This window comes from Paraburkholderia tropica, from assembly GCF_914484835.1.
Taxonomy (GTDB): Bacteria; Pseudomonadota; Gammaproteobacteria; order Burkholderiales; family Burkholderiaceae; genus Paraburkholderia; species Paraburkholderia tropica_A.
On sequence record NZ_CAJZAR010000031.1, the window covers coordinates 36,311 to 62,162 of the forward strand.

A 25,852-nucleotide genomic window follows, 5' to 3' on the forward strand; every position below is an offset into this window, starting at 1 on the left:
GGAAACCGAAAAGGAAACCGAAGCGCCGCGGCCGCCCGGTATGAGCGCCGCACAACTGGCGCGCGCGCTCGCGGCGTTCGAGACGATCGTCGGGATACCTTACGTCTGTCGTGGCGGCGCGGCGCTCGCGGCGTATCGCGATCCGTTCGCGCCGCTGTCGAATGACGCCATGTTCGCGCCGTGCGCCGCGTTGCTGCCCGCGAACGTCGACGAAATCCGCGCGATCCTGCGCGTCGCCAATGCAGCGCGCGTGCCGCTCTGGACAGTGTCCACGGGCCGCAATTTCGCCTATGGCGGCGCGGCGCCGCGCCTGGCCGGTTCGGTCGTGCTCGACTTGCAGCGGCTGAACCGCATCCTCGACGTGGACGAACGCCTCGCGTGGGCGCTCGTCGAGCCCGGCGTGAGCTACTTCGATCTGCATGCGCATCTGCGCGAACGCGGCCTCGCGCTGTGGGTCGATCCGCCCGCGTCGGGTTGGGGCAGCGTGATCGGCAACACGCTCGAACGCGGTTTCGGCTACACCGCGTATGGCGATCACGCGGCGTCGCAGTGCGGCATGGAAATCGTGCTCGCGAACGGTGACGTTGTGCGCACGGGCATGGGCGCGCTCGACACCGGCACCGCGTGGACGCTCTACAAACCCGGTCATGGGCCGTCGTTCGACGCGCTGTTCACGCAATCGAATTACGGCATCGTCACGAAGATGGGGCTCTGGCTGATGCCCGCGCCGAGCGCGTATGTGATCGGCGAAATTCAGTTCGCGCGCGAGGACGATCTGGGCGCGATCGTCGATACGCTGCGCGGCCTGCAATTGAGCGGCACGATTGCGCAGCACGCCGTGATCGAAGGCGCGATCCGCCGCGCCGCCGGTCTCGCGCCACGCGCGCGCTGGTACGACGGCGAGGGCGCGATGCCCGAGGCCGCCGTCGCGCGCCTGCAGCGCGAACTCGATATCGGGCGCTGGAATCTGCATTACGCGCTTTACGGCGAGGCCGACGTGATCGAGTTGCAACGGCGCACGGTCGAGCGCGCGTTCGCGGCGGTGCCCGGCGCGCGCTGTGCCGCGCGTCGCTATGCGGGCAACGAGGAACCGCAAGGCGGCGGCGATCGCAACATGGCGGGCATCCCGTCGATGAGCGCGTTTCGTATGCTCGACTGGCTCGACTGGCTCGGCGGCGAAGGCGCCCACGTGGACTTCTCGCCGCTGTGTCCCGCCGACGGCCGCGACGCGCTGCGCCAGTACGCGCTGGTGAAGGCGCGCGCGGCGGAATACGGCTTCGATTATTACGGCGGCTTCACGGCGGCGGGGCGGCATCTGCATCACGTGTTCGCGGCGATCTTTCCGCGTGCGCCGCATCCGCAGGCGGCGCGCGCGGGCGACCTGCTGCGCGCGTTGATGAGCGATGCGCGCGCGGCGGGCTATGGCGTGTATCGCTCGCATCTGCTTTACATGGATTACGCGGCCGCGCAGTACAGCTTCAACGACGGCGCGCTGCTGCGTCTCGCGGAAACCGTGAAGGACGCGCTCGATCCGCAGGGCGTGCTGTCGCCGGGCAAGCAGGGCGTCTGGCCGGCGGCGTGGCGCGGGCAGCGCGGCTATACCTGACGAAGCGGGAGGGGCGATGTCGATGAAGCGGCGCGAGTTTCTCGGTGTTTCGTGCGCGGCCTGCTGCGCGATGGGGTGGCGCGGATCGCAGGCGGCGTGGCAACGAAGCGCGCGGATTGCCGTGTTCGATGCTTCGCTCGCGGAAGGCGCGGTGCTGGCACGTCATGCCGCGCACACGCATATGACGCCGTTCGCCGTCGACGACGATATCGGCGCGCTATGGCACGCGCGCATTGCGGCGCGCGTCGGCGAGGGCGCGGTCGTGCTGTGCGCGCTGCGCGCATCGGATCGCTTCGTGTTCGAGCGGCTGGCGCTGTCGAGACGGTGCGTGGTGATGAACGTATCGCTCTAAAAAAGTGATACGTAACCCTAAGCAGTTTTAGACGCGCCTTCCTTCTCCAGCTTCGCGATCTCGGCCGCGCGCAATTCGCGGCGCAATATCTTGCCGATCGTGCTTTGCGGCAGCTCGTCGCGAAACTCCACCATTCTCGGCACCTTGTAGCCGGTCAGCTGCTGGCGGCAATACTGGATCAGCGCGTCCGCGGTGAGCGTGGCGTCGCGCCGGACCACGAACACTTTCACGCGCTCGCCCTGCACGGGATCGGGCACGCCGATCGCCGCTACCTCGCGCACGCCCGGATGCGTCGCGATCACGTCTTCGATTTCGTTCGGATAGACGTTGAAGCCCGAGACCAGAATCATGTCCTTCTTGCGGTCGATCAGGCGGATATAGCCGCGCGCGTCCATCACGCCGATATCGCCGGTCGTGAGCCAGCCGTCGCTCACGAATACCTTGGCCGTTTCGTCGGGACGGTTCCAGTAGCCGCGCATCACCTGCGGACCTTTTACGCACAGTTCGCCCGGTTCGCCGATGCTCGCCCACGTGCCGTCGTCGCGGCGCAGACGCACCTGCGTGGACGGCGCGGGCAGCCCGATCGATCCTTCGAAATCCTGAAGATGCGTGAGATCGACGGGATTGAGCGTCACGATCGGCGAGCACTCGGTGAGGCCGTAGCCTTCGACGATCGGCTTGCCGGTCACGGCGCGAAAACGGTCGGCGATGGCCTTTTGCGTCGCCATGCCGCCCGCCATCGCGAGTTTGAGGCCGGAGAAGTCGCGCGCGCGGAATTCCGCGTTGTCGAGAAAGGCGTTGTAGAGCGTGTTGACCGCGCTCATGCAGCTGAACTGTTCGTGACGGATGGTTTTCATCACGCGCTTCATGTCGCGCGGATTCGCGATCAGGATGTTGCGTCCGCCGAGCAGCATGAAAATCAGCGCGTTCACCGTGAGCGAATAGATGTGATAGAGCGGCAGCGGCGTCAGCACGGTTTCGGCTTCGGCGTTCAGTTGATCGGCGATCCAGGCCTTCGCTTGCAGCACGTTCGCGAGAATCGATGCGTGCGTGAGCATCGCGCCTTTCGCCACGCCGGTCGTGCCGCCCGTGTATTGCAGGAAGGCGAGATCGTCGCGTTCGGCGGCGACCGGCGCGCGCGGCGCACGTGCGCCCTGGTCGAGCGCGTCGAGCAGCCAGACGGCGCGCGGCAGCGAGTAGGGCGGCACGACTTTCTTCACGTGGCGCAGCATGAAGTTGATGAAGCGGCCCTTGAGATTGAACCCTTCGCCGAGCAGGTCGCCGAGTTGCGTGAGCACCACGCGCTCGACGCGCGTGCCGGGCAGCGCGTCCGCGAGTGTCTTCGCAAAGCTCTCGAAGACCACGATGGTTTGCGCGCCGCTGTCGTTGAGCTGATGCTCGAGTTCGCGCGCCGTATAGAGCGGATTCACGTTGACGACGATCGCGCCCGCCTTGAGCGCGCCGAACAGCGCCACCGGATATTGCAGCGTATTCGGCAGCATGATCGCGACGCGCTCGCCGGGCAGCACGCCCGCGCCTTGCAGCCACGAAGCGAAGGCGGTGGCCTTGCGCGCGAGCGCGCCGTAGGTCATCGGCGAGCCTGCGCTCACGTAGGCGACGCGCTCTCGATAGCGCGTGGTGCAGTCGTCGAAAAACTGCACGAGCGAGGTGTAGCGCGTGACGTCGACTTCATGCGGCACGCCGGCGGGATACGAGGCGTACCAGATGCCGTCGGTGTTGGGGTGATCGATCGGCGTGGTGCTCATATTCGTCATGCTATGCGTCATGCGTGGACTCCGGGCGAGACGTGGCGCTCTCATGATGCGCCGCGCGGCGCGCGAGCGGCACGCGTAGTTTCCCCTGTCGATTCCCCATTTTTCGGCGACTTTGCTGAAAAAGAAAAAGCCGTGCGGGCGGCAACCCGGCACGGCTCGTTCGTGTGTCGCGCGGCGCAGCGCCGCCGCGCGTTCACAAGGCGAAGGTTCGCTAACCTCAGGTGGTGGTCACCTGCTTCGCGGTTTGCGTCATGTCGATGCCGCGGCGTTCGCGGCTGAACAGGATCAGCACGGAAATCACGATGGCCACGGTGCCCGCGACGATCGCCATCGCCATGCCGTAGTTCTGGTCGTGCGTTTCGGCGAGCGATGCTTGCAGCGTGGCGTTGACCGACGCGAACAGATTGCCGAGCTGATAGACGAGACCGGGGAAGGTCGCGCGCACTTCATCCGGCGAGATTTCGTTCAGATGCACCGGGATCACGCCCCACGCGCCTTGCACCGAAATCTGCATCAGGAAGGCGCCGAGCGCGAGCATCACCGGCGTGGCCGAGAACGCCCACAGCGGCAGCACCGGCAGCGCGATCAGCGCAGCGATGCAGATGGCCTTGCGGCGGCCGATCTTCTCCGAAATCGAGCCGAAGAACAGACCGCCCACGATCGCGCCGATGTTCAGCACGATGGTGATCAGCGAGACCGTATGCGGATCGAAGTGATGCTGTTCGCGCAGGAAGGTCGGATACAGATCCTGGGTGCCGTGCGAGAAGAAGTTGAACGCCGTCATCAGCACGATCGCGTAGATCGAGAGGCCGAGATTGTGCTTGAGCGTGGAGAGCAGCGTCGGACGCACGCGCTTTTCCATTTCCTTCCAGGCCGGCGACTCGGGCACGTGCGAGCGCACGTAGAGCACCAGCAGCGCGGGCAGCACGCCGACGAAGAACATGCCGCGCCAGCCGATATGCTGATACAGCACGCCGAACACCACCGAGGCGAGCAGATAGCCGCTCGGATAGCCGGCCTGCAGCAGACCGGAGACAAAGCCGCGCGCCTTCGGCGGAATGGTTTCCATCGTCAGCGCGGAGCCCACGCCCCATTCGCCGCCCATCGCCACGCCGAACAGCGCGCGCAGCACGATAAAGGTGGTGAGATTCGGCGAGAAGCCGGTGAGCAATTCGAGCAGCGAATAACACGCGATGTTGACCATCAGCGTGGGGCGGCGTCCATATTTGTCGGCGAGCCGGCCGAAGATGAGCGCGCCGAGCGGGCGCATGGCCAGCGTGAGCGTAATGGCGAATGCGACAGCCGGGATTTTGGTATTGAATTCGGTAGCGATATCTTTCAGAACGAAAACCATCAGAAAGAAATCGAATGCGTCGAGCGTCCACCCCAAATACGCTGCGATCGTTACGTTTTTCTGTTCTCGCGTCCAGCTCATTTCATTGTTCTCCTGTCTTACCCGCGCCATGCCGCGTCTCCCGGGCATGGCTCATGTGGCTGTTCGCCCCGCGCTGTGAGCTTCGTACGAGTGTACGCCCGGCATTAAACATTTGCATGAATGTCCGGCGCAACCCGTACTAATCCATGGGGTTAATCGGGAGTTCTGAAAGCTTTTCGTCTTAATAGTAATTTAAATGTAATTGCATTGAAGCCGTAATTGAATGTTGAATGGATGGAGTGTGCGAGGGTAATGCGCAATTGACCGCCGGATTAATGGCGGTATTCAGCGGTCGATGATCGGGAGTGCAGAGCGATTCGGGAGTCGATGCGGATCAGCGCGACGCGAGCCAGTCGATCGTGGCCTCGATCACGTTCGACCAGTCGCCCATCGTCTCTTGACGCAGCACGTGCGCGTCGCGCATCCACGGCGAGCGCGTGCCGTCCTTGCCCCAGCGCCACTCGCCGGTCGGATTGACGAGCACGGCGGTCGGCTTGCCCGCCATCGTCGCGAGATTGGCCACGCCGGCGTCCACGCTCACCACGGCGTCGAGCTGCTCGATGCAGGCCGTGGTGTCCGCGAACGTGTTGATGGCGGGCGCGAAGTGGCTGAAGTGGCCGCGCGGCGAGCCGCTCACCATTTCCACGCTCGGGTGCAGCAGACTCACGAACTGAACATCGCCGGCGAGCGCCGCGCGCGTCGTGAGCCGTTCGAGCGCGTCGAGCGGCAGGCTGCGCAGGCGCGCCCAGTTGCGCTCCTTGCTGCGTAGTGCGCGCGAGTGGCGTTGCGCGCAGTCCCAGAACACGCCGACGAGCTTTTTGCCCGGATGCTGCGCACGCATCGCGCGAGCCCAGGTCGCGGCGGTTTCGCGCTCGGCCTCGGGCGCGCGCAGATACGCGGGGAAATACGGATCGGGACGCGGTGCGTCGTGCGCGCAGAGCATCGGCAGATGCAGCAGCGTGGCCTGCATCGTCGGCGCGAACGCGTGAACCTCGGCCAGCAGCGCCGCATCGAGCGGCGCCTCGGCCGTCAGCGGGCGGTGCGCGGACACCACGCGGCAATCGGGCAGCGAGGCGGCGAGCACGCTGCGAATCGGCGCATCGCAGGTCACCATGAGTTCCGCGCCGGCGGCGCGCCAGTGGCGCAGCGCGCCGTACAGCATGAACTGATCGCCGAAACCCATCTGATGCGTCACCAGCACACGCTCGCCGCGCAGATCGCGTTGGCCGTTCCACATCGGCACGTCGGCGTGGCGCGTGTTGCCGCTGTCGCCGCGATTGCGGTAGAGCCAGTGTGCGAAGCCGCGCGGGTCGCCGAGACTCAGCAGCGCTTCGGCCAGCCATTTGCGTGCGCGCAGTTTCTCGGGGTTGTCGTCGGGCACCGGGCTCTGGACCGCGCGTTCGAGCACCGCGATCGCCTGATCGGTGGCGCCGCTCAGATAGAGGTCGCGGCCCAGGCGAGCCTCGTAGAAGAGGGGCGCCCAGTTCGTGCCCGCCGCGTCGATCCACGTTTGCGCGGCCTGCGCGTGCTCGCCCAGCAGACGCAGTGCGCGCGCCCGCGCATGGATGAAGCCCGCATGGCCGGGCGCGAGCGCGAGACCTTTGTCCGCCCACGCGAGCATGTGCTCGTCGCGCTGCACGCCGATCAGCGCGTAGCAGATTTGCAGCAGCGCGTCGGGATCGTGCGGCGCGCTGGCATGGGCGGCGAAAGCCGCGACGAGTCGGTGTTCGGGATCGGTGGTCATCTTGGGGCCGTCAGTCTCAGTCTTTATGAGAAAGAGCTTAGGGACGGGCGCCGCCGCCGCACATCGGATACGTCCTAATTTGCTGAGAGCGGGCGATTCAAGGCGCATGCGTCAGGCGGCCGTAACGTTGGCAAACCTGCGTGCATTGCGCGCTTCGCCGCACGGCGCGCACAATTTCGCCGATAATGAACGACCGTGCTTTTCCTGATTGCCGCCGTCAGATGCGGTGACTAGAATCGACTCGACTTCGCGTGTTCCGTCAGGCGGAACGCAGAGGAACCTTCAGTGCAATCCGGGCCGTCCGCGGTCCAGACAGACATCAAGGAGACACAAGCATGCAGGTCAGGGAATTGTTCGAACTGGGCGGTCAGGTGGCACTCATCACGGGCGGCTCGCGCGGCCTCGGCCTGAAGATGGCCGAAGCGCTGGGCGAAATGGGCTGCCGCGTCGTGATCACGGCGCGCAAGGCCGACGAGCTCGCCGAAGCGCAGCGCCATCTCCAGGCGCGCGGCATCGAAGCGATGACGATCGTCAGCGACCTGCAGCGCCCCGAGGCGGCCACGAAGCTCGTCGACGAAACGCTCGCGGCCTGTGGCCAGATCGACATCCTCGTGAACAATGCGGGCGCGACCTGGGGCGCGCCGGCCGAGGATTACCCGGACGAGGCCTGGCACAAGGTCATGAACCTGAACGTGAACGCGCCGTTCTTCCTCGCGCGCGAAGTGGGCAAGCGCAGCATGATTGCCCGCAAGCGCGGCAAGATCATCAACATCGCTTCGATCGCCGGGCTCAAGGGTTCGCTCGGCCCGATGCAGACCATCGCCTACAACACCTCGAAAGCGGCGGCGATCAATTTCACGCGCGCGCTGGCCGCCGAGTGGGGCAAGTACGGCATCAACGTGAACGCGATCTGCCCGGGCTTTTTCCCGACCAAAATGGCGGCGGGCCTGCTCGACAAGCTCGGTCAGAGCGTGATCGACCATACGCCGCTGCAGCGTCTGGGCGACGAAAGCGATCTCAAGGGCGCCGTGGTGTTTCTCGCGAGCGCCGCGTCGCGCCATGTCACTGGCCAGTATCTGGCGATCGACGGCGGCGCAAGCATCGTCTGATCAGTATCGTAGTCCGAACTACATTCACGGACGGTCCGCGGCTCGCCGCGGCCGATTGCAAGACGCGCGCGCCGCGCTCGACGGCGCGCGCTCCAGGAGACGGAACCCGCCATGTCCACATCCGCCATCGCAGCTTCGCAGGATCCCGAAGCATCGCCGGCCACGCGCAGTTCATCGCTCAGTTCGCCGCTCACTTCGCCCCACTGGCCCGCGCATCTCTCGCCGCATCTGAGCATTCCCGGCACGAACCTGTTCTATAACGCCGAGGTGTCGGCCGCACGCTTTCCCGACAAACCGTTCATCTACTTCTACGACACGCCCGTCACGTTCGCGCAGTTCAAGGACGAAGCCGAGCGCGTGGCCGGTTATCTGCAACAGCATTGCGGTGTGAAGGCGGGCGATCGCGTGCTGCTCTATGTGCAGAACAGCCCGCAATGGGTGCTCGCGTACTACGGCATCCTGCGCGCGAACGCGGTGGTGGTGCCGGTCAATCCGATGAATCTGACCGAGGAACTCGAGCACTACGTCGAGGACAGCGGCGCGACGACGGCCTTCGTCGCGCAGGAACTGTATCCGCGCATCGCGCCGCTGGCGGGCGAGGGTGAGGGCAGGCTGCAACACCTGATCGTCGCGACGTATAGCGATTATCTGAAGAACACGCCTTCGTCGCCGCCGCCTGAATTCGTGAGTGCGCCGCGCCAGGTGGAAGGGCCGGGCGTCGTGCATTGGGCCGACGTGCTCGCCGCGCAGTGCGCGCCCGGACCGCTCACCGCCGGTCCCGACGATCTCTGCGTGATGCCGTACACCTCGGGCACGACCGGCAAGCCGAAAGGCTGCATGCACACGCATCGTTCGGTGATGTGCACGGCGGTGGGCGGCTGCAACTGGTTCGGCAGCAATCAGGACGCGGTGCAGCTTTCCGTGCTGCCGTTCTTTCACGTGACCGGCATGCAGGGCGGCATGAACAGTCCGCTCTACAACGGCTCGACCATTGTGATCCTGCCGCGCTGGGATCGCGACGCCGCCGCGCGCGCGATCGAGCATTACCGCATCAACGGCTGGCAGGCGATCTCGACGATGGTGGTCGATTTCATTTCGAACCCGCGGATCGGCGAATACGATCTGTCGAGCCTCGCGTGGATGCGCGGCGGCGGCGCGACCATGCCCGATGCCGTGGTGAAGAAGCTGCGCGATCTCACGGGCCTGGAGTTCGTCGAAGGCTATGGCATGTCGGAGACGATGGCGGCCACACACATCAATCCGCCGCAGAGTCCGAAGCCGCAATGTCTGGGGATTCCGGTGTTCGACGTCGATGCGCGCATCGTCGATCCGATCACGCTCGAAGATGTGCCCGAAGGCGAAGCGGGCGAGCTGATCATGAGCGCGCCGCAAGTGATGCTCGGCTATTGGGGCAACGCGAAAGCGACGGCCGAAGCGTTTATCGAGCGCGACGGCAAGCGCTTTCTGCGCACCGGCGATCTCGTGCGGCGCGACGCGCAAGGTTATTACTTCATGACCGACCGCCTCAAGCGCATGATCAACGCCTCGGGCTACAAGGTCTGGCCGGCCGAAGTCGAAGCGCTGATGTACCGCCATCCGGCGATCAAGGAGGTGTGCATCATCGGCACGCAGGACGCGAAGCGCGGCGAAACCGTGAAGGCCGTGGTCGTGCTCGATCCGAAGCAGATCGGCAGCGTAAACGAGGACGACATCATCGCGTGGGCGCACGAGAACATGGCGGCGTACAAGGCGCCGCGCATCGTGCAGTTCGTCGACACGCTGCCGAAGTCGGGCAGCGGCAAGATCCTCTGGCGCAAGCTGCAGGAGGATGAGGCGGCGGCGCGCGCCTGACGCTCACGCGTCGTTCAACGCACCATCACGCTGTCCCGCCGCGATCGAGACGCGAATCGTCTGAATGCTTGCGCATTCGCGTCTCGATGTCGGTGCTGTCGCTGCTGCTGTCTTTGCTACACCCACTCCCGCGAGCGTCAGGCGCCTGCCAGCGCAGGCAAGCCGGGCTCGCTCCAATCCCATCCGTCACGCGTGGCCGCCGCCACCGGCTGATTCGGCGCGGCGCGCTGCAGCGTCGTTTCCGTGCGCCATTCGCCGGGCGCCTGCGCATTCTTGCGGCCGAGAATCGCGTCGCACAGAAACTCGATGCTGTAAGCGTTCAACAGATGCGGATGATGCGTCTGGATATAGGTCGCGAGGCGCGCCGCTTCGCCTTCGATCGCCGCGAGCGCATAGAGCGTGGCGGCGTCCCAGCGGAACCGCAAGCCCAGTTCGGCGAACGCCGAATTGAATGCGCACAGTTGCGCGTGCAGAACGGACTCTTGTTCGGTGGCGTGCGGACGGGCGGGTGAGGGGCTCATGGCTGTCTCCTGGTTCGCGAAAGGCGTGAACTCAATGTAGGAGGGCCAATGAATAAACGATAGTTAAAGTTTTTTTCGATTTATATAAGGCATCGTCTATATCTGCGATCGGGATGGCAGGCTTCGCGTAAACCCCGCGTAGTGCTGTTCGTGTCGCTGATATATTGTATTGGAAATATGAAATCGATGAGTTGTACCGGCTTACTCATTAGAACGCTGGAGACAAACGACCGATGTCCACCGATACCCAAGACGAAGCCGCGGCGTCCTCGCTGACCCTGACGCTCGAACCGATTCACGCCGCGCTCTCTTTGCGCGACCAGGCTTACGCGAAGCTGAAGCAGGCGATTGCAGAGACCGATATCTACCGCTCGCGAGACGAAATTCGTCTGGATGAGAAGGAACTGACCGAAAAGCTGGGCGTGAGCCGCACGCCGGTGCGCGAAGCCATGACGCTGCTCGAACAGGAAGGGTTCCTGCGTACCGTGCCACGGCGCGGTGTCTACATCCTGCGCAAGACGCGCAAGGAAATCGTCGAGATGATCTATATGTGGGCCGCGCTCGAAAGTATCGCGGCGCGCCTCGCGACTCAGCGCGCGAGCGACGAGGAGATCGCGCGCCTGCGCAGCATGTTCGCCGACTTCGACGATGCGCGGCCCGCCGAGCACATCGAGGAATACTCGGAAGCGAACATCATGTTCCACCAGTCGCTGGTCGAACTCTCGAAGTCGCCGATCATCGTCGAGACCATCAAGAACATCTTCATGCACGTGCGCGCGATACGCCGGATGACGATCGCGCAGAGCGACCGCGCGTCGAGATCGATCGTGGATCACATGCGCATCATCGAGGCGCTGGAGGCGCGCGATACCGAGCGCGTCGAGCGGCTCGTGCGGCAGCATTCGATCGACCTCGCGTTGTTCGTCGAAGCGAACTGCGACTTTCTCGACTGAGCCCGCGCACTTTTTTACGCTGGATTTGAACGCCGCGTGAGCGGCGCGCAGGCATACGCGAATCGTCTGGATACGTGTTCGGGAAGGTGTCGGGTACGTGTCGGGATGCTGTTTAAGTAGTTGGGAATCCGAAATAAATTACGCGGTTTGCAGGAGTCGAGACCGGCGAAATTTGTGTGGCGCATCAAAGCGGAAGGGCGCAAGCCCGATGTCACAAGGTCCGCAAGCTGCATTGCACTGCAACACGCCGCCACCGCGTAAAAAAACGTCTTGACTAATATTGTGTGTGGAATATTGTATATCACGGATCACACAACGCCCCGCCAAAGAGGAGACGTCATGGCAGAAGCAGGCATCAACGACGCGCAGAACAGCCCTGCGCAAGAGGCGCAAGCGACGACGGACGGTTTTCATCTCGTCATCGATGCGCTCAAGCTCAACGATATCGACACGATCTTCGGTCTCGTCGGGATTCCCATCACGGACCTCGCGCGGCTCGCGCAGGCCGAAGGTATGCGTTTCATCGGGTTCCGCCACGAGCAGAACGCCGGCAACGCAGCCGCTGTCGCGGGCTATATGACGAAGAAGCCGGGCATCTGCCTGACGGTCTCCGCGCCGGGCTTCCTCAACGGCCTCACGGCGCTGGCCAACGCCACGACGAACTGCTTCCCGATGATTCTCATCAGCGGGTCGAGCGAGCGTGAGATCGTCGACCTGCAGCAGGGCGACTACGAGGAGATGGATCAGCTCAACGCGGCCAAGCCTTATGCCAAGGCGGCCTATCGCGTGCTGCATGCGGAAGACATCGGCGTCGGCGTGGCGCGCGCGATTCGCGCAGCGGTCTCGGGCCGTCCGGGCGGCGTCTATCTCGATCTGCCCGCCAAGCTGCTCGCGCAGACCATCGACGCCGTGAAGGCCCAGCAGTCGCTGATCAAGGTCGTGGATGCGGCGCCGCGCCAGATTCCGGCGCCCGACGCGGTCAAGCGCGCACTCGATGTCATCAGGAATGCGAAGCGTCCGCTCATCCTGCTCGGCAAGGGCGCGGCCTACGCGCAAGCCGACGCGCAGATCCGCGAGCTGGTCGAAAAGAGCGGCGTGCCGTATCTGCCGATGTCGATGGCCAAGGGCCTGCTGCCCGACACGCACGAGCAGTCGGCGTCGGCGGCGCGCTCGTTCGTGCTGGCGGAAGCGGATGCGGTCGTGCTGATCGGTGCGCGCCTGAACTGGCTGCTCGCGCACGGCAAGGGCAAGACGTGGGGCGCGGCCGCCGGTCCGAAGCAGTTCGTGCAGATCGACATCGCGCCGACCGAGATCGACAGCAACGTGGCGATCGAAGCGCCCGTGATCGGCGATATCGGTTCGTGCGTGGAAGCGCTGGTCGCCGGTATGGGCGCGGATTTTCCGAAGCCTTCGGCGGAATGGCTCAACGCGGTGGCGGAGCGCAAGAACACGAACCTCGCGAAGATGGCCGCGACGCTCGACAAGAATCCCACGCCGATGAACTTCCACAGCGCGCTGCGGGCGATTCGCGACGTGCTGAAGACGCGCCCCGATATCAACGTCGTGAACGAAGGCGCGAACACGCTCGACTACGCGCGCAGCATCATCGACATGTACCAGCCGCGCAAGCGCTTCGATTCGGGCACGTGGGGGATCATGGGCATCGGCATGGGCTTCGCGATCGGCGCGGCAGTCACGAGCGGTACGCAGGTCGTGGCGATCGAGGGTGACAGCGCGTTCGGCTTCAGCGGCATGGAGCTGGAAACGATCTGCCGCTACGACCTGCCGGTCTGCACGATCGTGTTCAACAACAACGGCGTGTATCGCGGCACCGATGTGAATCCGACCGGCGGCGCCGATGTCGCGCCGACCGTGTTCGTGAAGGGCGCGCGCTACGACAAGATGATTGAAGCGTTCGGCGGCGTCGGTCATCAGGCGACCACGCCCGAGGAACTCACGAAGGCGCTGCTCGAGGCGATTGCATCCGGCAAGCCCACGCTCATCAACGCCGTGATCGACGAATCGGCCGGCACCGAGAGCGGACGCCTCACGAATCTCAATCCGCAAAGCGCGGCGATGAAGAAATAAATCCAACCGTACAGGACAGTCGTTTCAGACTACCGAGACCAGGAGATAGCAATGAGCAAACCCCTCGACGGCATCAAGATCATCGACTTCACGCACGTACAAGCGGGACCCGCATGCACGCAAATGCTCGCATGGTTCGGCGCCGATGTGATCAAGGTCGAGCGTCCGGGCGCGGGCGACGTCACGCGCAATCAACTGCGTGACATTCCCGAAGCCGACGCGCTGTACTTCACGATGCTCAACAGCAACAAGCGCTCGCTTACGCTCGACACCAAGAAGCCCGAAGGCAAGGAAGTGCTCGAGAAGCTGATTCGCGAGTCGGACGTGATGGTCGAAAACTTCGGCCCCGGCGCGCTCGATCGCATGGGCTTCACGTGGGAGCGCATCAAGGAACTGAATCCGAAGATGATCGTTGCTTCGGTGAAGGGCTTCAGCGAAGGCCATCACTACGACGACCTCAAGGTCTACGAAAACGTTGCGCAATGCGCGGGCGGCGCGGCCTCGACCACGGGCTTCTGGGACGGCCCGCCCACGGTCAGCGCGGCCGCGCTCGGCGACAGCAACACGGGCATGCATCTGGCCATCGGCATTCTCACGGCGCTGATCGGTCGCGACAAGACCGGCAAGGGGCAGAAGGTCGCCGTGTCGATGCAGGACAGCGTGATCAACCTGTGCCGCGTGAAGCTGCGCGACCAGCAGCGCCTCGACCGCGTGGGCTATCTGGAAGAGTATCCGCAGTATCCGCACGGCAGCTTCAGCGATGTCGTGCCGCGCGGCGGCAATGCGGGCGGTGGCGGCCAGCCGGGCTGGGTGCTCAAGTGCAAGGGCTGGGAAACGGACCCGAACGCGTATATCTACTTCACGGTGCAGGGCCACGCATGGGAGCCGATCTGCCACGCGCTGGGCAAGCCGGAATGGATCGAGGATCCGAACTACAACACCGCGCAGGCGCGCCAACCGCATATCTTCGATATCTTCGCGACGATCGAAGCGTGGCTCGCCGACAAGACCAAGTACGAAGCGGTCGACATTCTGCGCAAGTTCGATATTCCGTGCGCGCCGGTGCTCAGCATGAAGGAGATCGCGAACGATCCGTCGCTGCGCGCGAGCGGCACCATCGTGGAAGTGCCGCACAAGGCGCGCGGCTCGTACCTCACGGTGGGCAGCCCGATCAAGTTCTCGGAGCTGAAGCCGGAAATCACGGGATCGCCGCTGCTGGGCGAACATACCGACGAGGTGCTCGCCGACCTCGGCTACACGCCGCAGCAGATCGCGGCGCTGCACGAAGTGCGTGCTGTGTGACAGGACGGTCGATGTAGCGATGTTGCAGTGATGCATCGGCAGTGAGGTGCGCGGCGCGCGGGGCTTCGTCCCGGCCGCGCCGCGCACCCGAATATAACCTCGCATCCCCCACGACGAACGACATGCCAGCCGCCATCGATTTCGAACAGCTTGCCGACGCTATCGGCGACGCCATCATCATCTCGGACGCCGCAGGCGATATCACTTACTGGAATCCCGCAGCCACGCGCATGTTCGGCTATACGCCGGACGAGGCGCTCGGCAAGACACTGGATCTGATCATTCCCGAACGCTTGCGCGGTCGCCACTGGGAGGGCTATCACAAGACGATGGCCACCGGGCAGACGCGCTACGGCAACGACGTGCTGCGCGTGCCAGCCGTGGACAAGGATGGCCGCGCGCTGTCCATCGCTTTCACGGTGGCGCTGCTGCATGGCGAGCAGGACGAACTCACAGGCATCGTCGCGGTCGTGCGCGACGAGACGGCGCGCTTCCAGGAAGAACGCAATCTGCGCAAGCGTGTGACGGAGCTGGAAACCCGGCTGCAAACGCAAGATCAGCAATCCTGATCAATCCGTCTCGTCGCTCTTATCCCTTCAAGCCGCAGGTCCGCACGGAGCGCTTCGATGCATACCGAAAGACTCGGGCACTACGAGGTCGAACTCTCGGCCCGTCAAATGATTCATAACGGCGGCTGGGTCGCATTCGCCGCGATTCACTCCGCCGAGGAACAACACGCGGCTGCGCTGCTGCCCGAACAACAGGTCGCCGACGAGACCGTGTTCGCGAGCGAAGCCGCCGCCATCGAAGGCGCCCGCGCAGCGGCGCTCGCGATTCTCCAGTTGGGCCGGGCGCCGCGTTAGCGCGCCTTTACAGCACTCAAACGGTCCATCAGCATGGCGCGCCACGCGCGCCGGACGAGCCGCGGCATACAGAATTCCAACATCGAGCAGGAGACGTTTCATGAAGTCGTGGCCACGTTTTCGGCGCGCCAGGTCGCTTGGCGCGCCGCCGATTCCGTTCGCCCTCAGATCCGCAACTCTCGCCCACGGAGGTGCATCATGGCGATGACGATTGCGGTTCCGCGCGAGTCCCATCAAGACGAACGCCGGGTCGCGGCGACGCCCGACAGCGTCGCGCAACTCATCAAGCTCGGCTATGAAATCGAGGTCGAAACAGGCGCGGGCGCGCGCGCGTCGTACAACGACGACGCGTATCGCACAGCCGGCGCGTGCCTCGTCGACGACGGGCTCGAACTCTGGAGCAACGCCGATATCCTGCTCAAGGTGCGTCCGCCTTCGATCGACGAAGTGCAGCGGCTCAAGCCGGGCGCGACGCTGATCGGCTTCATCTGGCCCGCGCAGAACGGCGCGCTGCTCGAAGCGTGCGCGGCGCGCGGCGTGACGGTGCTCGCGATGGATTGCGTGCCGCGTCTCTCGCGCGCGCAGAAGCTCGACGCACTGAGCTCGATGGCGAACATGGCCGGTTACCGTGCGGTGATCGAGGCGGCGCAGCATTTCGGCCGCGTCTTCACCGGCCAGATCACGGCGGCGGGCAAGATGCCGCCCGCCAAGGTCCTCGTGATCGGCGCAGGCGTGGCGGGACTCGCGGCCATCGGCGCCGCGCGCGGTCTCGGTGCGATCGTGCGGGCGTTCGATACGCGCCCGGAAGTCGGCCAGCAGGTCGAGAGCATGGGCGCGGAATTCCTGAGCGTCGATATCGACGAAGACGGCGGCGGCACGGGCGGCTACGCGAAGCAGATGAGCGCGAAGTTCATCGAGGCGGAGATGGCGCTGTTCGAGGCGCAGGCGCGCGAGGTCGACATCATCATCACGACCGCGCTGATTCCGGGCAAGCCCGCGCCGCGACTGATCGATGCGAAGACGGCCGCGTGCATGCGCGCGGGCAGCGTGATCGTCGACATGGCGGCGGAGCAGGGCGGCAACTGCGAACTGACGCGCGCGGGCGAGGTCGTGCAGGCGCATGGCGTGACCGTGATCGGCTATACCGACTTGCCGAGCCGCATGGCGAATCAGTCGAGCCAGTTGTACGCGACCAATCTGCGCCATCTGCTGACCGACCTTACGCCGCTCAAGAACGGTGAGCTGACGCTCGATATGAACGATGTCGTGCAGCGCGGCACCACCGTGATGCAGCAAGGCAATCTGTGCTGGCCGCCTCCTCCGGTGCAACCGTCTCCTGCGCAGCCGCAAGCGGCGCAGGCTGCGCAGAATGCGCCCGTGAAGGTCGTGGCAGGTGCGGGGCATGCGCAGCCGTCGGCGCAGGACGCACGCAGGCACGGTGCATGGTCGTTAGGCATGCTGATCGTTGGTGCGCTGTTGCTGCTGGCGCTTGGCGCCGTCGCGCCGCCTGCGTTCGTCGCGCACTTCACTGTATTCGTGCTGGCGGTGTTCGTCGGCTATCAGGTGGTCTGGAACGTGACGCCTGCGCTGCATACGCCGCTCATGAGCGTGACCAATGCGATCAGCGGGATCATCGTGATCGGCGCGCTGCTGCATCCGGGCGGATCGAGCACGATGGCGAGCGTCCTCGCGGGCATCGCGCTCGTGGTGGCCACCATCAACATCGCGGGCGGGTTCCTCGTGACCCAGCGCATGTTGAACATGTTCCAACGGACCTGAGGAGGCGTCATGTTGACTGGAATCGGCAATATGGCGTGGCTCGGCGCGGCGACGCTGTTCATCCTGAGTCTGCGCGGCCTGAGTCATCCCGCGAGCGCGCGGCGCGGCAATCTCTATGGCGTCGCGGGCATGACGATCGCCGTGCTCGCCACCTTGCTCGTGACGTCGGGCGCGGGCCTGCAGATCGCGATCGTCGCGGCGGTGGTGGGCGGCGGCGTGGGCGCGGTGCTCGCGCGGCGCGTGGAGATGACGCAGATGCCGCAACTCGTGGCGGTGCTGCACAGCTTCGTCGGGCTCGCGGCCACGCTGATCGGCTTCGCGAACTTTCTTGCGCCGTCGGGGCCCGCGACGGGCGTCGAGCGCGCGATCCACGACACCGAGATTTACGTGGGCGCGTTTATCGGCACCATCACGTTCAGCGGCTCGATCGTGGCGTTCCTGAAGCTGCAGGGCACGCTCGGCGGCAAGCCGCTCGTGCTGCCAGCGCGCCATGCGATGAACGCGCTCGCGCTGGCGGTGTGCGTCGTGCTCGGCTATCGCTTCGTCGCCATGCCCGACTCGCCGCAGGCGCTCTATGCGCTGATCGCCATGTGCGTGATCGCGGCGGCGCTCGGCGTGCATCTGGTGATGGCGATCGGCGGCGCGGACATGCCCGTGGTGGTCTCGATGCTCAACAGCTATTCGGGCTGGGCCGCGGCGGCCACGGGCTTCATGCTCGACAACGATCTGCTCGTGACGACCGGTGCGCTCGTGGGTTCGAGCGGCGCGATTCTTAGCTACATCATGTGCCGCGCGATGAACCGCAGTTTCGTCTCGGTGATCCTCGGCGGCTTCGGCGCGGCGACATCGACAGCGAGCGCGGCACCGCAAGGCGAGGTGGTGGCGACGTCGGTGGACGAAGTGAGCGCGCTGCTGCGCGACGCCGCCGAAGTCGTGATCGTGCCGGGCTACGGCATGGCCGTGGCGCAGGCGCAGGGCACGATCAGCGAGATCACGCGGCGACTGCGCGCGGCGGGCGTGCGCGTGCGTTTCGGCATTCATCCGGTGGCGGGGCGCTTGCCCGGTCATATGAACGTGCTGCTCGCCGAAGCGAAGGTGCCGTACGACATCGTGCTCGAAATGGACGAGATCAACGAGGACTTCACGAACACCGACGTCGTGCTCGTGATCGGCGCGAACGATATCGTCAATCCGGGCGCGCAGGAGGATGCGGGCAGTCCGATCGCGGGCATGCCGGTGCTCGAAGTGTGGAAGGCGCGCACGGTGGTGGTCTCGAAACGCAGCATGGCGACCGGTTACGCGGGCGTCGACAATCCGCTCTTTTACAAGGAGAACACGCGCATGCTGTTCGGCGACGCGAAAGGCAGCGTCGATGCGCTGCTGCGGCAACTGGAGACCGCGTGAGGCAGTGATGGTGTAATCAGGATGGCGAAGTAATGTAGCGGACCGCCGTTCGCGGCGGTCCATCAATGAATGGAGAGAGACAACGTGGCACATACCGATCGCATCGACGCCGGCTACACGGCGCGGCGGCACAACCGCTGGGTGCAGCTCGTGGCCGGCATCGCCTGCATGGGGCTCGTCGCCAATCTGCAATATGCGTGGACGCTGTTCGTCGTGCCGATGGACGCGCGGCATCATTGGGGGCAAGCGGCGATCCAGCTCGCGTTCTCGATTTTCATCGTCACCGAGACGTGGCTCGTGCCGGTCGAAGGCTGGCTCGTCGACCGCTTCGGTCCGCGTCCGGTCGTGATGGGCGGCGCGTGCTGCGTGGCGCTCGGCTGGGTGCTCGACGCGTGGGCGCCGGTGCTGCCGGTGCTCTACGTGGCGGCGGTGATTTCGGGCATCGGCGCGGGCTGCGTGTACGGTACCTGCGTGGGCACGGCGCTCAAATGGTTTCCCGACCGGCGCGGTCTCGCGGCGGGCATGACGGCCGCGGGCTTCGGCGCGGGCGCGGCGCTCACCGTGATTCCTATTTCACACATGATCCAGCACTCGGGCTACGAGAGCGCCTTCGTTTTCTTCGGACTCCTGCAAGGTGCCTGCATCATGGCGCTGGCCTTGCTGATGGTGCGTCCGAAGCCGCCCGCGCACGCGGCGGGCGTCAGGCGCGTGGTCGCAACGAAAACCGACTACACGACGAAGCAGATGATCCGCGCGCCGCTGTTCTGGGTGATGTATGCGATGTTCGTGTGCGTGGCGGCGGGCGGCATCATCGCCACGGCGCAGATCGGGCCGATTGCGAAGTCGTATGGCTTCGCCTCGATGCCGGTGACGCTGCTGAGCGTCTCGCTGCCGCTGCTGACGATGACGCTGTCGGTCAACAATCTCTGCAACGGCTTCACGCGGCCGTTGTGCGGGCTGATTTCGGATCGCATCGGCCGCGAGAACACGATGTTCATCACGTTTCTCGGCGAAGGGCTCGCGCTGCTCGGTCTGCGCGAGTTTGGCCACGATCCGTATCTGTTCATGCTGTTCTCGGGGCTCGTGTTCCTGTTCTACGGCGACATCTTTTCGAATTTCCCGGCGACCTGCGCGGACACCTTCGGCGCGCGCTATGCGGCGGGCAACGCGGGCACGCTGTACACCGCGAAGGGCACGGCGGCGCTGCTCGTGCCGGTGGCCACGCTGCTGGCCGTGCATGGCGGCTGGAACATGGTGTTCGACTTCGCGGCCTGCGTGGCGATGATGGCGGGCGTTTGCGCGAAGGTGGTGTTGCAGCCGATGCGGCGGCGCTGGATCTTCCAGTCGGCGGCGCCGGAGCGTGGCGCGGATCAGGCGTTCGTGGCGGCGCCGCTGGGTTCGCGTGAGTAGCGCGGGGCGTCGCGTGCGATGGCGTTCAGGCTGCCGCTTTGCCCGAACGCTGCGCACTGGCGCGAAAACGCGCTCGGCGCACGCGACGCGTATCGGTGCGGGCCTGGGCGCGGTGCGCGTCGATTTCGGATGACGGGGACGGCGCGGATGACATCGACAGTGACGCGTAGCGTCCTTCGTGCTGGCCGCGCTCGATCCATTCGGCGGGCAGCCGGGTGGCGATCAGCCACGTCGCTGCGACGCCGAAGCTCACAGCGACTAGCGCCGCGATAACGACGAATTCCATCGGGTCTCCCTGCGTTGTTGTGCCGTGCTGTCCTGCTTCGTTTCAATGTATACCATGGAACATATCGCTGCGGCGTGCGACGTGGCGTGCGATGCGTCGTGTGAGACAGCATGTGTTGCAGCGCGTAGATCGCGAGCGAATCGCGCAGGCAGGACTGAAACGGGAAAACGAGGGAGAAGGGCGCGGAAAACAAAAAAGCCCGCATGTGCGGGCTTTTTCGATGAATCCGGGGTGCTGCTTTTACTTGAAGAGACGTGGTGCCCAGGAGAGGACTCGAACCTCCACAGTGTTGCCACCGCTAGGACCTGAACCTAGTGCGTCTACCAATTCCGCCACCTGGGCACGTCTTCAAGCTAGACCGAGATTATAACGCGTTCCCGGCGTCTGTCAACCGATGTTTTCAAGAAAATTTCAAGAAAACGGTGCTTCGAGAAACATCTGCATCTTGCCGAGGGCAGGGCGCAGCCAGTTGAACTCAAAACCGCGCTGCCGTAGCAAGCGCTGACACTAAAAGAAAAAAGCCGGCATTAGCCGGCTTTTCTCATGAATCTTGGTGCCCAAGAGAGGACTCGAACCTCCACAGTGTTGCCACCGCCAGGACCTGAACCTGGTGCGTCTACCAATTCCGCCACCTGGGCAAGGTGTCGCTTACTACTTGCTGCTGCGCTGTGTCGTGCAGCAGAGAAACGAGATTCTAGCGTGTCCGTAGAGTCTGTCAAGCGGCTTTTGAAAAAATGTTTCAAGACGTCGTGGTCGGCGGTGTCGGCGAGCCGATCGGACACTGCCTTGTGCATGCATCGCGCGCAGCCGCCAGGCATCATCGTGCGCATGCGCCGGCAGCGAGTCTGCACAAGGCTGCACCGTGAATTGTCGCGTAGTGCGCGGGTGTTAGAATGCCTCGCAGCAGTCCCTGCGGAGCGGCGCGCGCGTTCGACGTTTCGACCCGGGGTCTGCGGCATCGCGCAACACTCGAACACGTAGATAGCAGCACTCGAAGACCGGGGCGCGGCACGACAGGCTCGGGCCACGCAAACTCCGACGTCCACGCAACGAGAACAACCATCGACAAGCCCTTGAGCAAATATCCGTACCCGATTCCCAGCCGCGAAGAGATCCTCGGCGTGCTGCGGACCAGCGAATCGCCCTGCACCGCGAACGATATCGCCGAGGCGCTCGCCATCAAGCGCCAGGAGCGCGAAGGGTTCTTCAGGCGGATCGCCGCGATGGAGCGCGACGGGCAGATCCGGCTCGACTCGCGCGGCCACTATCAGCTTGCGCATCCTTCCAATTTCGTCGCCGGGCGCGTGCAAGGCCATCGCGACGGCTTCGGCTTCCTCGTGCGCGACGACGGTCAGGACGATCTGTTCCTGCCGCAAGGCGAGATGCAGAAGGTCATGCACAACGACCGCGTGCTCGCGCGCATCGTCGGCTATGACCGCCGCGGCCGCCCCGAAGGGCACATCGTCGAGGTCACGGACCGCGCGAACCGCAGCGTCATCGGCCGTCTGCTCAACGAGAACGGCGCGCTGATCGTCGCGCCCGAAGACAAGCGCATCGGCCACGACATTCTGGTGACGCAGAATCCGAAGAAGGCCAAGGTCGGCCAGGTGGTCGTGGTCGAGCTGACCGACTTCCCGAGCCGCCATTCGCAGCCGCTCGGCCGCGTGGTCGAGGTGCTCGGCGACATCGACGATCCCGGCATGGAGATCGAGATCGCCGTGCGCAAGTACGGCGTGCCGCACGAATTCAGCAAGCGCGCGCTCGACGAAGCCGCGAAGCTGCCGGATGCGGTGCGTCCGGCCGATATTCGTTACCGCGTCGATCTGCGCGATGTGCCGCTCGTCACCATCGACGGCGAAGATGCGCGCGACTTCGACGATGCGGTTTATTGCGAGCCGATGCAGGTGGGCAAGGGCGAAGGCTACCGCCTGCTGGTGGCGATCGCCGACGTCTCGCACTACGTGACCCCCAGCGGCGGTCTCGACGTCGACGCCATCGAGCGCAGCACCTCGGTGTACTTCCCGCGCCGCGTGATTCCCATGCTGCCCGAGAAGCTCTCGAACGGTCTCTGCTCGCTGAATCCGCACGTGGATCGCTGCGTGCTCGTCTGCGACATGGTGATCACCGCGCGCGGCGAGATCAAGGCGTATCAGTTCTATCCGGGCGTGATTCACTCGGCCGCGCGGCTCACGTATACCGAAGTCGCCGCGGTGCTCAAGAACACCAAGGGACCGGAAGCGACGCGCCGCGCCACGCTGCTGCCGCATCTGCAGAATCTCTATGGCGTCTACAAGTCGCTGTTCGCGGCGCGCCAGAAGCGCGGGGCGATCGACTTCGACACCACCGAGACCTATATCGTCTGCAACGCGCAGGGCAAGATCGAGCAGATCGTGCCGCGTCAGCGCAACGACGCGCACAAGCTGATCGAGGAGTGCATGCTCGCGGCCAACGTCTGCGCCGCGGACTTCATGAAGCGCAACAAGCACCCGGGCCTGTACCGCGTGCACGCGGGTCCGAGCGCCGAAAAGCTCGAAAACCTGCGCACCTTCCTGCGCGGCATGGGCCTCACGCTCGGCGGCGGCGACACGCCGCACGCGAGCGATTACGCGGCGCTGATGGCGCATATCCGCGACCGGCCCGACGCGCAGATGTTGCAGACCATGCTGCTGCGCTCGATGCAGCAGGCCGTCTACAGCCCGGACAACATCGGCCACTTCGGTCTCGCGTATGAGGCGTACGCGCACTTCACGAGCCCGATCCGCCGCTATCCCGACCTGCTGACGCACCGCGCGATCTACGCGATCCTGCAGGGCAAGAAGTACCAGCCGGCCGCGCCCGAAGGCGTCGAACTCAACACGGCGCTGTCGCCGCGCGCCCGCGCGCTGCAGGCCGAGGACGAAGAGAAGCGCGGTCCGCGCCGCAATCGCGGCGGCAACACGGCGATCTGGGAAGAACTGGGCCTGCACTGCTCGGCCAACGAGCGCCGCGCCGACGAAGCCTCGCGCGACGTCGAAGCCTGGCTCAAGTGCTATTTCATGCGCGACAAGCTCGGCGAGGAGTACGGCGGGATGGTGAGCGGCGTGACGTCGTTCGGCATCTTCGTGCAGCTCGATTCGCTGTTCATCGAAGGGCTCGTGCACGTCACCGAACTGGGCTCGGATTACTTCCAGTACGACGACATCAAGAACGAGCTGCGCGGCGAACGCACGGGCATCCGCTACCGCTTGTCGGACCGCGTGCGCGTGCAGGTGAGCCGCGTCGATCTCGACGCGCGCAAGATCGACTTCCGCCTCGTGCGCGATACGCCGATCAAGGCCGGGATGAATCGCGGCGGTCCGGCGCAGCAGCATGATCGCGGCGCGCAGGACGGCGGCCCGCGCGTGCGTTCGATGCCGCAAGGCGACGACTCGCGCCGCAAGAAAGCGGCACCTGCGCCCACGGCGGCCGTGAAGGAAGCGCGCGCGGCGCGCGGCGCGGCGAAGACCGCGAAGAAGCGTCCGGCGTCGAAGTCGGCGGCCAAGAAGGCGCCGCCGCGCAAGAAGCGTTGATATCGCGTTGAAGCGGCGCTGAAATGGCGCCGACGTAGTTCCAGCAGCACCGCGCCGGTCACGACGACCGGCGCACTTATTTTTGTTCGCGGCGCACGCAGGAAGGCGCGCCGCGGGCCGTTCATCAGGGGTTGTATCCAGTCATGTCACGTCTCAAGGTTCTTTACGGTTTTCATGCGGTGACCGCACGTATGCGGCACGACGCGTCCACGGTCGAGGATATTTATTACGACACGACGCGGCGCGACCGCCGCATGCAGGAATTCCTGCACGCCGCGAAAGAAGCGGGCGTGCGCATCATTGCCGCCGACGAGACGCGCCTCTGGGGTCTCGCGCACACCGAGCGCCATCAGGGCGTGGTGGCGCGCGTGCACGACATGCCGCTCGCGCAGAACCTCGCGGAACTGCTCGACGGCATCCAGGGCTCGCCGCTCTTGCTGGTGCTCGACGGCGTGACGGATCCGCATAACCTCGGCGCGTGTCTGCGCGTAGCCGACGCCGCCGGCGCGCACGCGGTGATCGCGCCGCGCGACCGCGCCGTGGGCCTGAACGCCACGGCCGCGAAGGTCGCGAGCGGCGCCGCCGACACGGTGCCGTACATCACCGTCACGAACCTGGCGCGCGCGCTGCGCGAACTGAAGGACGCGGGCGTGTGGATCATCGGCACGGCTGGCGACGCGCCGACTGGCCTTTACCAGACCAAGCTCGACGGTCCTGTCGCGCTGGTGATGGGCGCCGAAGGCGAGGGCATGCGCCGTCTCACGCGCGAAACCTGCGACGAAGTCATGCAGATTCCGATGGCCGGCACGGTCGAGAGCCTGAACGTCTCCGTGGCGTCGGGCGTGTGCCTGTTCGAAGCCGTGCGCCAGCGCGCGGCGGCGCGCTAAGCGGCTGGATTCTGATCGACGCAGCATGACACTTCTGGGTTTTGCCCGGCGTTGTGCCGGGCGTGCCGCGCCGCTTGCCGCGCTCGGCGCGGTGCTGGCGCTCGCCGCCTGCGCGCCTGCCACGATGATCGACCGCGGCGGTTACGTCGCGGATACGCACTATCACGCGCGCAGCGCCGACTCGCGCATCCGCTTCCTCGTGCTGCACTACACCGAAGGCGACGAAGCTGATTCGCTCGAGGAGCTCACGCGCGAGAACGTGAGCGCGCATTACCTCGTGCCCGAGCATCCGCCGCTGCGCGACGGCAAGCCCGTCGTGCTGCAACTCGTGCCCGAGACGCAGCGCGCCTGGCACGCGGGCGTGAGCGAGTGGCAGGGCACGACCGAGCTGAATGCGGCGTCGATCGGCATCGAGAACGTCAATTCGGGGCCGCACGATACGCCCGCCGGGCGCACGTGGGCGCCGTGGCCGCCCGATCAGGTGGCGGCGATCATTTCGCTGTCGAAGGATATCGTCACGCGTTACGGCATTCCGCCGACGCGCGTCGTGGGGCACAGCGACATCGCGCCCCAGCGCAAGATCGATCCGGGTCCGGCGTTCCCGTGGAAGCAGCTTTACGACGCGGGCGTGGGCGCCTGGCCCGACGACGCGACGGTGCAGGCGGACCTCGCGGGCCGCGCGCCCGATGCGCCCGCCGACGTGCGCGGTCTGCAGATGAAGCTCGCGCGCTACGGCTACGAGGTGGCCACCGACGGCGTGCTCGACGAGCGCACGCGCCGCGTGTTCGCCGCGTTCCAGATGCACTTCCGGCCGAGCGACTATTCGGGCACGCCCGACGCGCAAACCGACGCGATCGCCCAGGCGCTGCTCGACAAATACGTCGACAAAACCGCGCCCGCGCTGCCTGGCGCGACGGAAACGGCGCCCTGACGCTGGCG

General features: G+C 65.3%; 20 protein-coding genes and 2 tRNA genes. 15 read left to right on the plus strand and 7 right to left on the minus strand.

The features are described 5' to 3' along the window. The first annotated feature begins 40 nt into the window (after positions 1-40). Together LDO54_RS04270 and LDO54_RS04275 are read left to right on the plus strand one after the other, a co-directional pair. Positions 41-1,606, plus strand: coding sequence for an FAD-binding oxidoreductase (locus LDO54_RS04270; RefSeq protein WP_224007609.1), 1,566 nt, complete (start codon positions 41-43; stop codon positions 1,604-1,606). A gap of 16 nt (positions 1,607-1,622) precedes the next feature. After that, positions 1,623-1,958, plus strand: a complete 336-nt coding sequence (locus tag LDO54_RS04275; RefSeq protein WP_224006884.1) for a hypothetical protein — start codon at positions 1,623-1,625, stop codon at positions 1,956-1,958. A gap of 17 nt (positions 1,959-1,975) precedes the next feature. Here the strand turns inward: LDO54_RS04275 and LDO54_RS04280 are convergent, their stop codons facing one another. From LDO54_RS04280 to LDO54_RS04290, 3 genes are all read right to left on the minus strand, one after another. Beyond that, complete coding sequence (locus tag LDO54_RS04280; RefSeq protein ID WP_290371061.1) at positions 1,976-3,745, minus strand: AMP-binding protein; 1,770 nt, start codon at positions 3,743-3,745, stop codon at positions 1,976-1,978. 205 nt (positions 3,746-3,950) lie between these two features. Continuing rightward, a complete protein-coding gene (locus LDO54_RS04285) occupies positions 3,951-5,168 on the minus strand; it encodes an MFS transporter (RefSeq protein ID WP_224006886.1) in 1,218 nt (405 codons plus the stop codon). Between the two features lie 334 nt (positions 5,169-5,502). Continuing rightward, positions 5,503-6,912, minus strand: coding sequence for a tetratricopeptide repeat protein (locus tag LDO54_RS04290; protein ID WP_224006889.1), 1,410 nt, complete (start codon positions 6,910-6,912; stop codon positions 5,503-5,505). Between the two features lie 335 nt (positions 6,913-7,247). Between LDO54_RS04290 and LDO54_RS04295 the strand changes: the two genes are divergently transcribed. Both LDO54_RS04295 and LDO54_RS04300 read left to right on the plus strand, forming a co-directional pair. Then, positions 7,248-8,021 carry an SDR family oxidoreductase gene (locus tag LDO54_RS04295; protein ID WP_224006892.1) on the plus strand — a complete coding sequence of 258 codons (774 nt, stop codon included), beginning with the start codon at positions 7,248-7,250 and terminating at the stop codon, positions 8,019-8,021. 111 nt (positions 8,022-8,132) lie between these two features. Beyond that, positions 8,133-9,872: a long-chain fatty acid--CoA ligase gene (locus tag LDO54_RS04300; protein WP_224006895.1), complete on the plus strand. Its 1,740-nt coding sequence runs from the start codon at positions 8,133-8,135 to the stop codon at positions 9,870-9,872. 137 nt (positions 9,873-10,009) lie between these two features. Here LDO54_RS04300 and LDO54_RS04305 read toward each other — a convergent pair whose 3' ends face one another. Continuing rightward, positions 10,010-10,393: a hypothetical protein gene (locus LDO54_RS04305; RefSeq protein WP_224006897.1), complete on the minus strand. Its 384-nt coding sequence runs from the start codon at positions 10,391-10,393 to the stop codon at positions 10,010-10,012. A 233-nt stretch (positions 10,394-10,626) separates the two neighbouring features. Between LDO54_RS04305 and LDO54_RS04310 the strand changes: the two genes are divergently transcribed. The 8 genes from LDO54_RS04310 to oxlT all read left to right on the plus strand — a co-directional run bounded on the left by LDO54_RS04310 (position 10,627) and on the right by oxlT (position 20,192). After that, positions 10,627-11,346, plus strand: a complete 720-nt coding sequence (locus LDO54_RS04310; RefSeq protein ID WP_224006900.1) for a GntR family transcriptional regulator — start codon at positions 10,627-10,629, stop codon at positions 11,344-11,346. A 339-nt stretch (positions 11,347-11,685) separates the two neighbouring features. Then, a complete protein-coding gene (gene oxc / locus LDO54_RS04315; RefSeq protein ID WP_224006903.1) occupies positions 11,686-13,434 on the plus strand; it encodes an oxalyl-CoA decarboxylase in 1,749 nt (582 codons plus the stop codon). A 51-nt stretch (positions 13,435-13,485) separates the two neighbouring features. After that, positions 13,486-14,736: a formyl-CoA transferase gene (frc, locus tag LDO54_RS04320; protein ID WP_224006906.1), complete on the plus strand. Its 1,251-nt coding sequence runs from the start codon at positions 13,486-13,488 to the stop codon at positions 14,734-14,736. A gap of 122 nt (positions 14,737-14,858) precedes the next feature. Next, positions 14,859-15,305 (plus strand): PAS domain-containing protein, encoded by a 447-nt coding sequence (locus LDO54_RS04325; protein WP_224006909.1) that lies wholly within the window; start codon positions 14,859-14,861, stop codon positions 15,303-15,305. Between the two features lie 57 nt (positions 15,306-15,362). Then, positions 15,363-15,599 (plus strand): hypothetical protein, encoded by a 237-nt coding sequence (locus LDO54_RS04330; protein ID WP_224006912.1) that lies wholly within the window; start codon positions 15,363-15,365, stop codon positions 15,597-15,599. Between the two features lie 198 nt (positions 15,600-15,797). Continuing rightward, positions 15,798-17,378: a Re/Si-specific NAD(P)(+) transhydrogenase subunit alpha gene (locus tag LDO54_RS04335; RefSeq protein WP_224006915.1), complete on the plus strand. Its 1,581-nt coding sequence runs from the start codon at positions 15,798-15,800 to the stop codon at positions 17,376-17,378. Between the two features lie 9 nt (positions 17,379-17,387). Beyond that, entirely contained in the window at positions 17,388-18,782 is a 1,395-nt protein-coding gene (locus tag LDO54_RS04340) for an NAD(P)(+) transhydrogenase (Re/Si-specific) subunit beta (protein WP_224006918.1), read from the plus strand. Positions 18,783-18,851: 69 nt separating this feature from the next. Continuing rightward, complete coding sequence (gene oxlT / locus LDO54_RS04345) at positions 18,852-20,192, plus strand: oxalate/formate MFS antiporter (RefSeq protein ID WP_436975499.1); 1,341 nt, start codon at positions 18,852-18,854, stop codon at positions 20,190-20,192. 25 nt (positions 20,193-20,217) lie between these two features. On the opposite strand, the gene LDO54_RS04350 is transcribed toward oxlT, so the two are convergent. The 3 genes from LDO54_RS04350 to LDO54_RS04360 form a co-directional block, all read right to left on the minus strand. Further along, on the minus strand, positions 20,218-20,478 hold the full coding sequence (locus LDO54_RS04350) for a hypothetical protein (protein ID WP_224006924.1): 261 nt from the start codon (positions 20,476-20,478) through the stop codon (positions 20,218-20,220). A gap of 255 nt (positions 20,479-20,733) precedes the next feature. After that, positions 20,734-20,820: transfer RNA gene (locus LDO54_RS04355), tRNA-Leu, on the minus strand. A gap of 209 nt (positions 20,821-21,029) precedes the next feature. After that, positions 21,030-21,116, minus strand: a tRNA-Leu gene (locus LDO54_RS04360). A gap of 435 nt (positions 21,117-21,551) precedes the next feature. On the opposite strand from LDO54_RS04360, the gene rnr reads away from it, so the two are divergent. The 3 genes from rnr (at position 21,552) to LDO54_RS04375 (ending at position 25,844) form a co-directional block, all read left to right on the plus strand. Further along, a complete protein-coding gene (gene rnr, locus LDO54_RS04365; RefSeq protein ID WP_224006927.1) occupies positions 21,552-24,026 on the plus strand; it encodes a ribonuclease R in 2,475 nt (824 codons plus the stop codon). Positions 24,027-24,169: 143 nt separating this feature from the next. Next, positions 24,170-24,913: a 23S rRNA (guanosine(2251)-2'-O)-methyltransferase RlmB gene (gene rlmB / locus LDO54_RS04370; protein ID WP_224006930.1), complete on the plus strand. Its 744-nt coding sequence runs from the start codon at positions 24,170-24,172 to the stop codon at positions 24,911-24,913. A gap of 25 nt (positions 24,914-24,938) precedes the next feature. Then, on the plus strand, positions 24,939-25,844 hold the full coding sequence (locus tag LDO54_RS04375) for an N-acetylmuramoyl-L-alanine amidase (protein WP_224006933.1): 906 nt from the start codon (positions 24,939-24,941) through the stop codon (positions 25,842-25,844). The last annotated feature ends 8 nt before the right edge of the window (positions 25,845-25,852 follow it).

What these genes read in the sequence shown, in the direction of transcription:
- LDO54_RS04325 (WP_224006909.1), top strand. Translation starts at nt 14,859, where the DNA reads ATGCCAGCCGCCATCGATTTCGAACAGCTTGCCGACGCTATCGGCGAC.
- LDO54_RS04310 (WP_224006900.1), top strand. Translation starts at nt 10,627, where the DNA reads ATGTCCACCGATACCCAAGACGAAGCCGCGGCGTCCTCGCTGACCCTG.
- LDO54_RS04280 (WP_290371061.1), bottom strand. Translation starts at nt 3,745, where the DNA reads ATGACGCATAGCATGACGAATATGAGCACCACGCCGATCGATCACCCC.
- LDO54_RS04350 (WP_224006924.1), bottom strand. Translation starts at nt 20,478, where the DNA reads ATGGAATTCGTCGTTATCGCGGCGCTAGTCGCTGTGAGCTTCGGCGTC.
- LDO54_RS04330 (WP_224006912.1), top strand. Translation starts at nt 15,363, where the DNA reads ATGCATACCGAAAGACTCGGGCACTACGAGGTCGAACTCTCGGCCCGT.
- LDO54_RS04290 (WP_224006889.1), bottom strand. Translation starts at nt 6,912, where the DNA reads ATGACCACCGATCCCGAACACCGACTCGTCGCGGCTTTCGCCGCCCAT.
- LDO54_RS04340 (WP_224006918.1), top strand. Translation starts at nt 17,388, where the DNA reads ATGTTGACTGGAATCGGCAATATGGCGTGGCTCGGCGCGGCGACGCTG.
- LDO54_RS04275 (WP_224006884.1), top strand. Translation starts at nt 1,623, where the DNA reads ATGTCGATGAAGCGGCGCGAGTTTCTCGGTGTTTCGTGCGCGGCCTGC.
- LDO54_RS04335 (WP_224006915.1), top strand. Translation starts at nt 15,798, where the DNA reads ATGGCGATGACGATTGCGGTTCCGCGCGAGTCCCATCAAGACGAACGC.
- LDO54_RS04270 (WP_224007609.1), top strand. Translation starts at nt 41, where the DNA reads ATGAGCGCCGCACAACTGGCGCGCGCGCTCGCGGCGTTCGAGACGATC.
- oxlT (WP_436975499.1), top strand. Translation starts at nt 18,852, where the DNA reads ATGGAGAGAGACAACGTGGCACATACCGATCGCATCGACGCCGGCTAC.
- LDO54_RS04295 (WP_224006892.1), top strand. Translation starts at nt 7,248, where the DNA reads ATGCAGGTCAGGGAATTGTTCGAACTGGGCGGTCAGGTGGCACTCATC.
- LDO54_RS04300 (WP_224006895.1), top strand. Translation starts at nt 8,133, where the DNA reads ATGTCCACATCCGCCATCGCAGCTTCGCAGGATCCCGAAGCATCGCCG.
- LDO54_RS04375 (WP_224006933.1), top strand. Translation starts at nt 24,939, where the DNA reads ATGACACTTCTGGGTTTTGCCCGGCGTTGTGCCGGGCGTGCCGCGCCG.
- rlmB (WP_224006930.1), top strand. Translation starts at nt 24,170, where the DNA reads ATGTCACGTCTCAAGGTTCTTTACGGTTTTCATGCGGTGACCGCACGT.
- LDO54_RS04305 (WP_224006897.1), bottom strand. Translation starts at nt 10,393, where the DNA reads ATGAGCCCCTCACCCGCCCGTCCGCACGCCACCGAACAAGAGTCCGTT.
- frc (WP_224006906.1), top strand. Translation starts at nt 13,486, where the DNA reads ATGAGCAAACCCCTCGACGGCATCAAGATCATCGACTTCACGCACGTA.
- oxc (WP_224006903.1), top strand. Translation starts at nt 11,686, where the DNA reads ATGGCAGAAGCAGGCATCAACGACGCGCAGAACAGCCCTGCGCAAGAG.
- LDO54_RS04285 (WP_224006886.1), bottom strand. Translation starts at nt 5,168, where the DNA reads ATGAGCTGGACGCGAGAACAGAAAAACGTAACGATCGCAGCGTATTTG.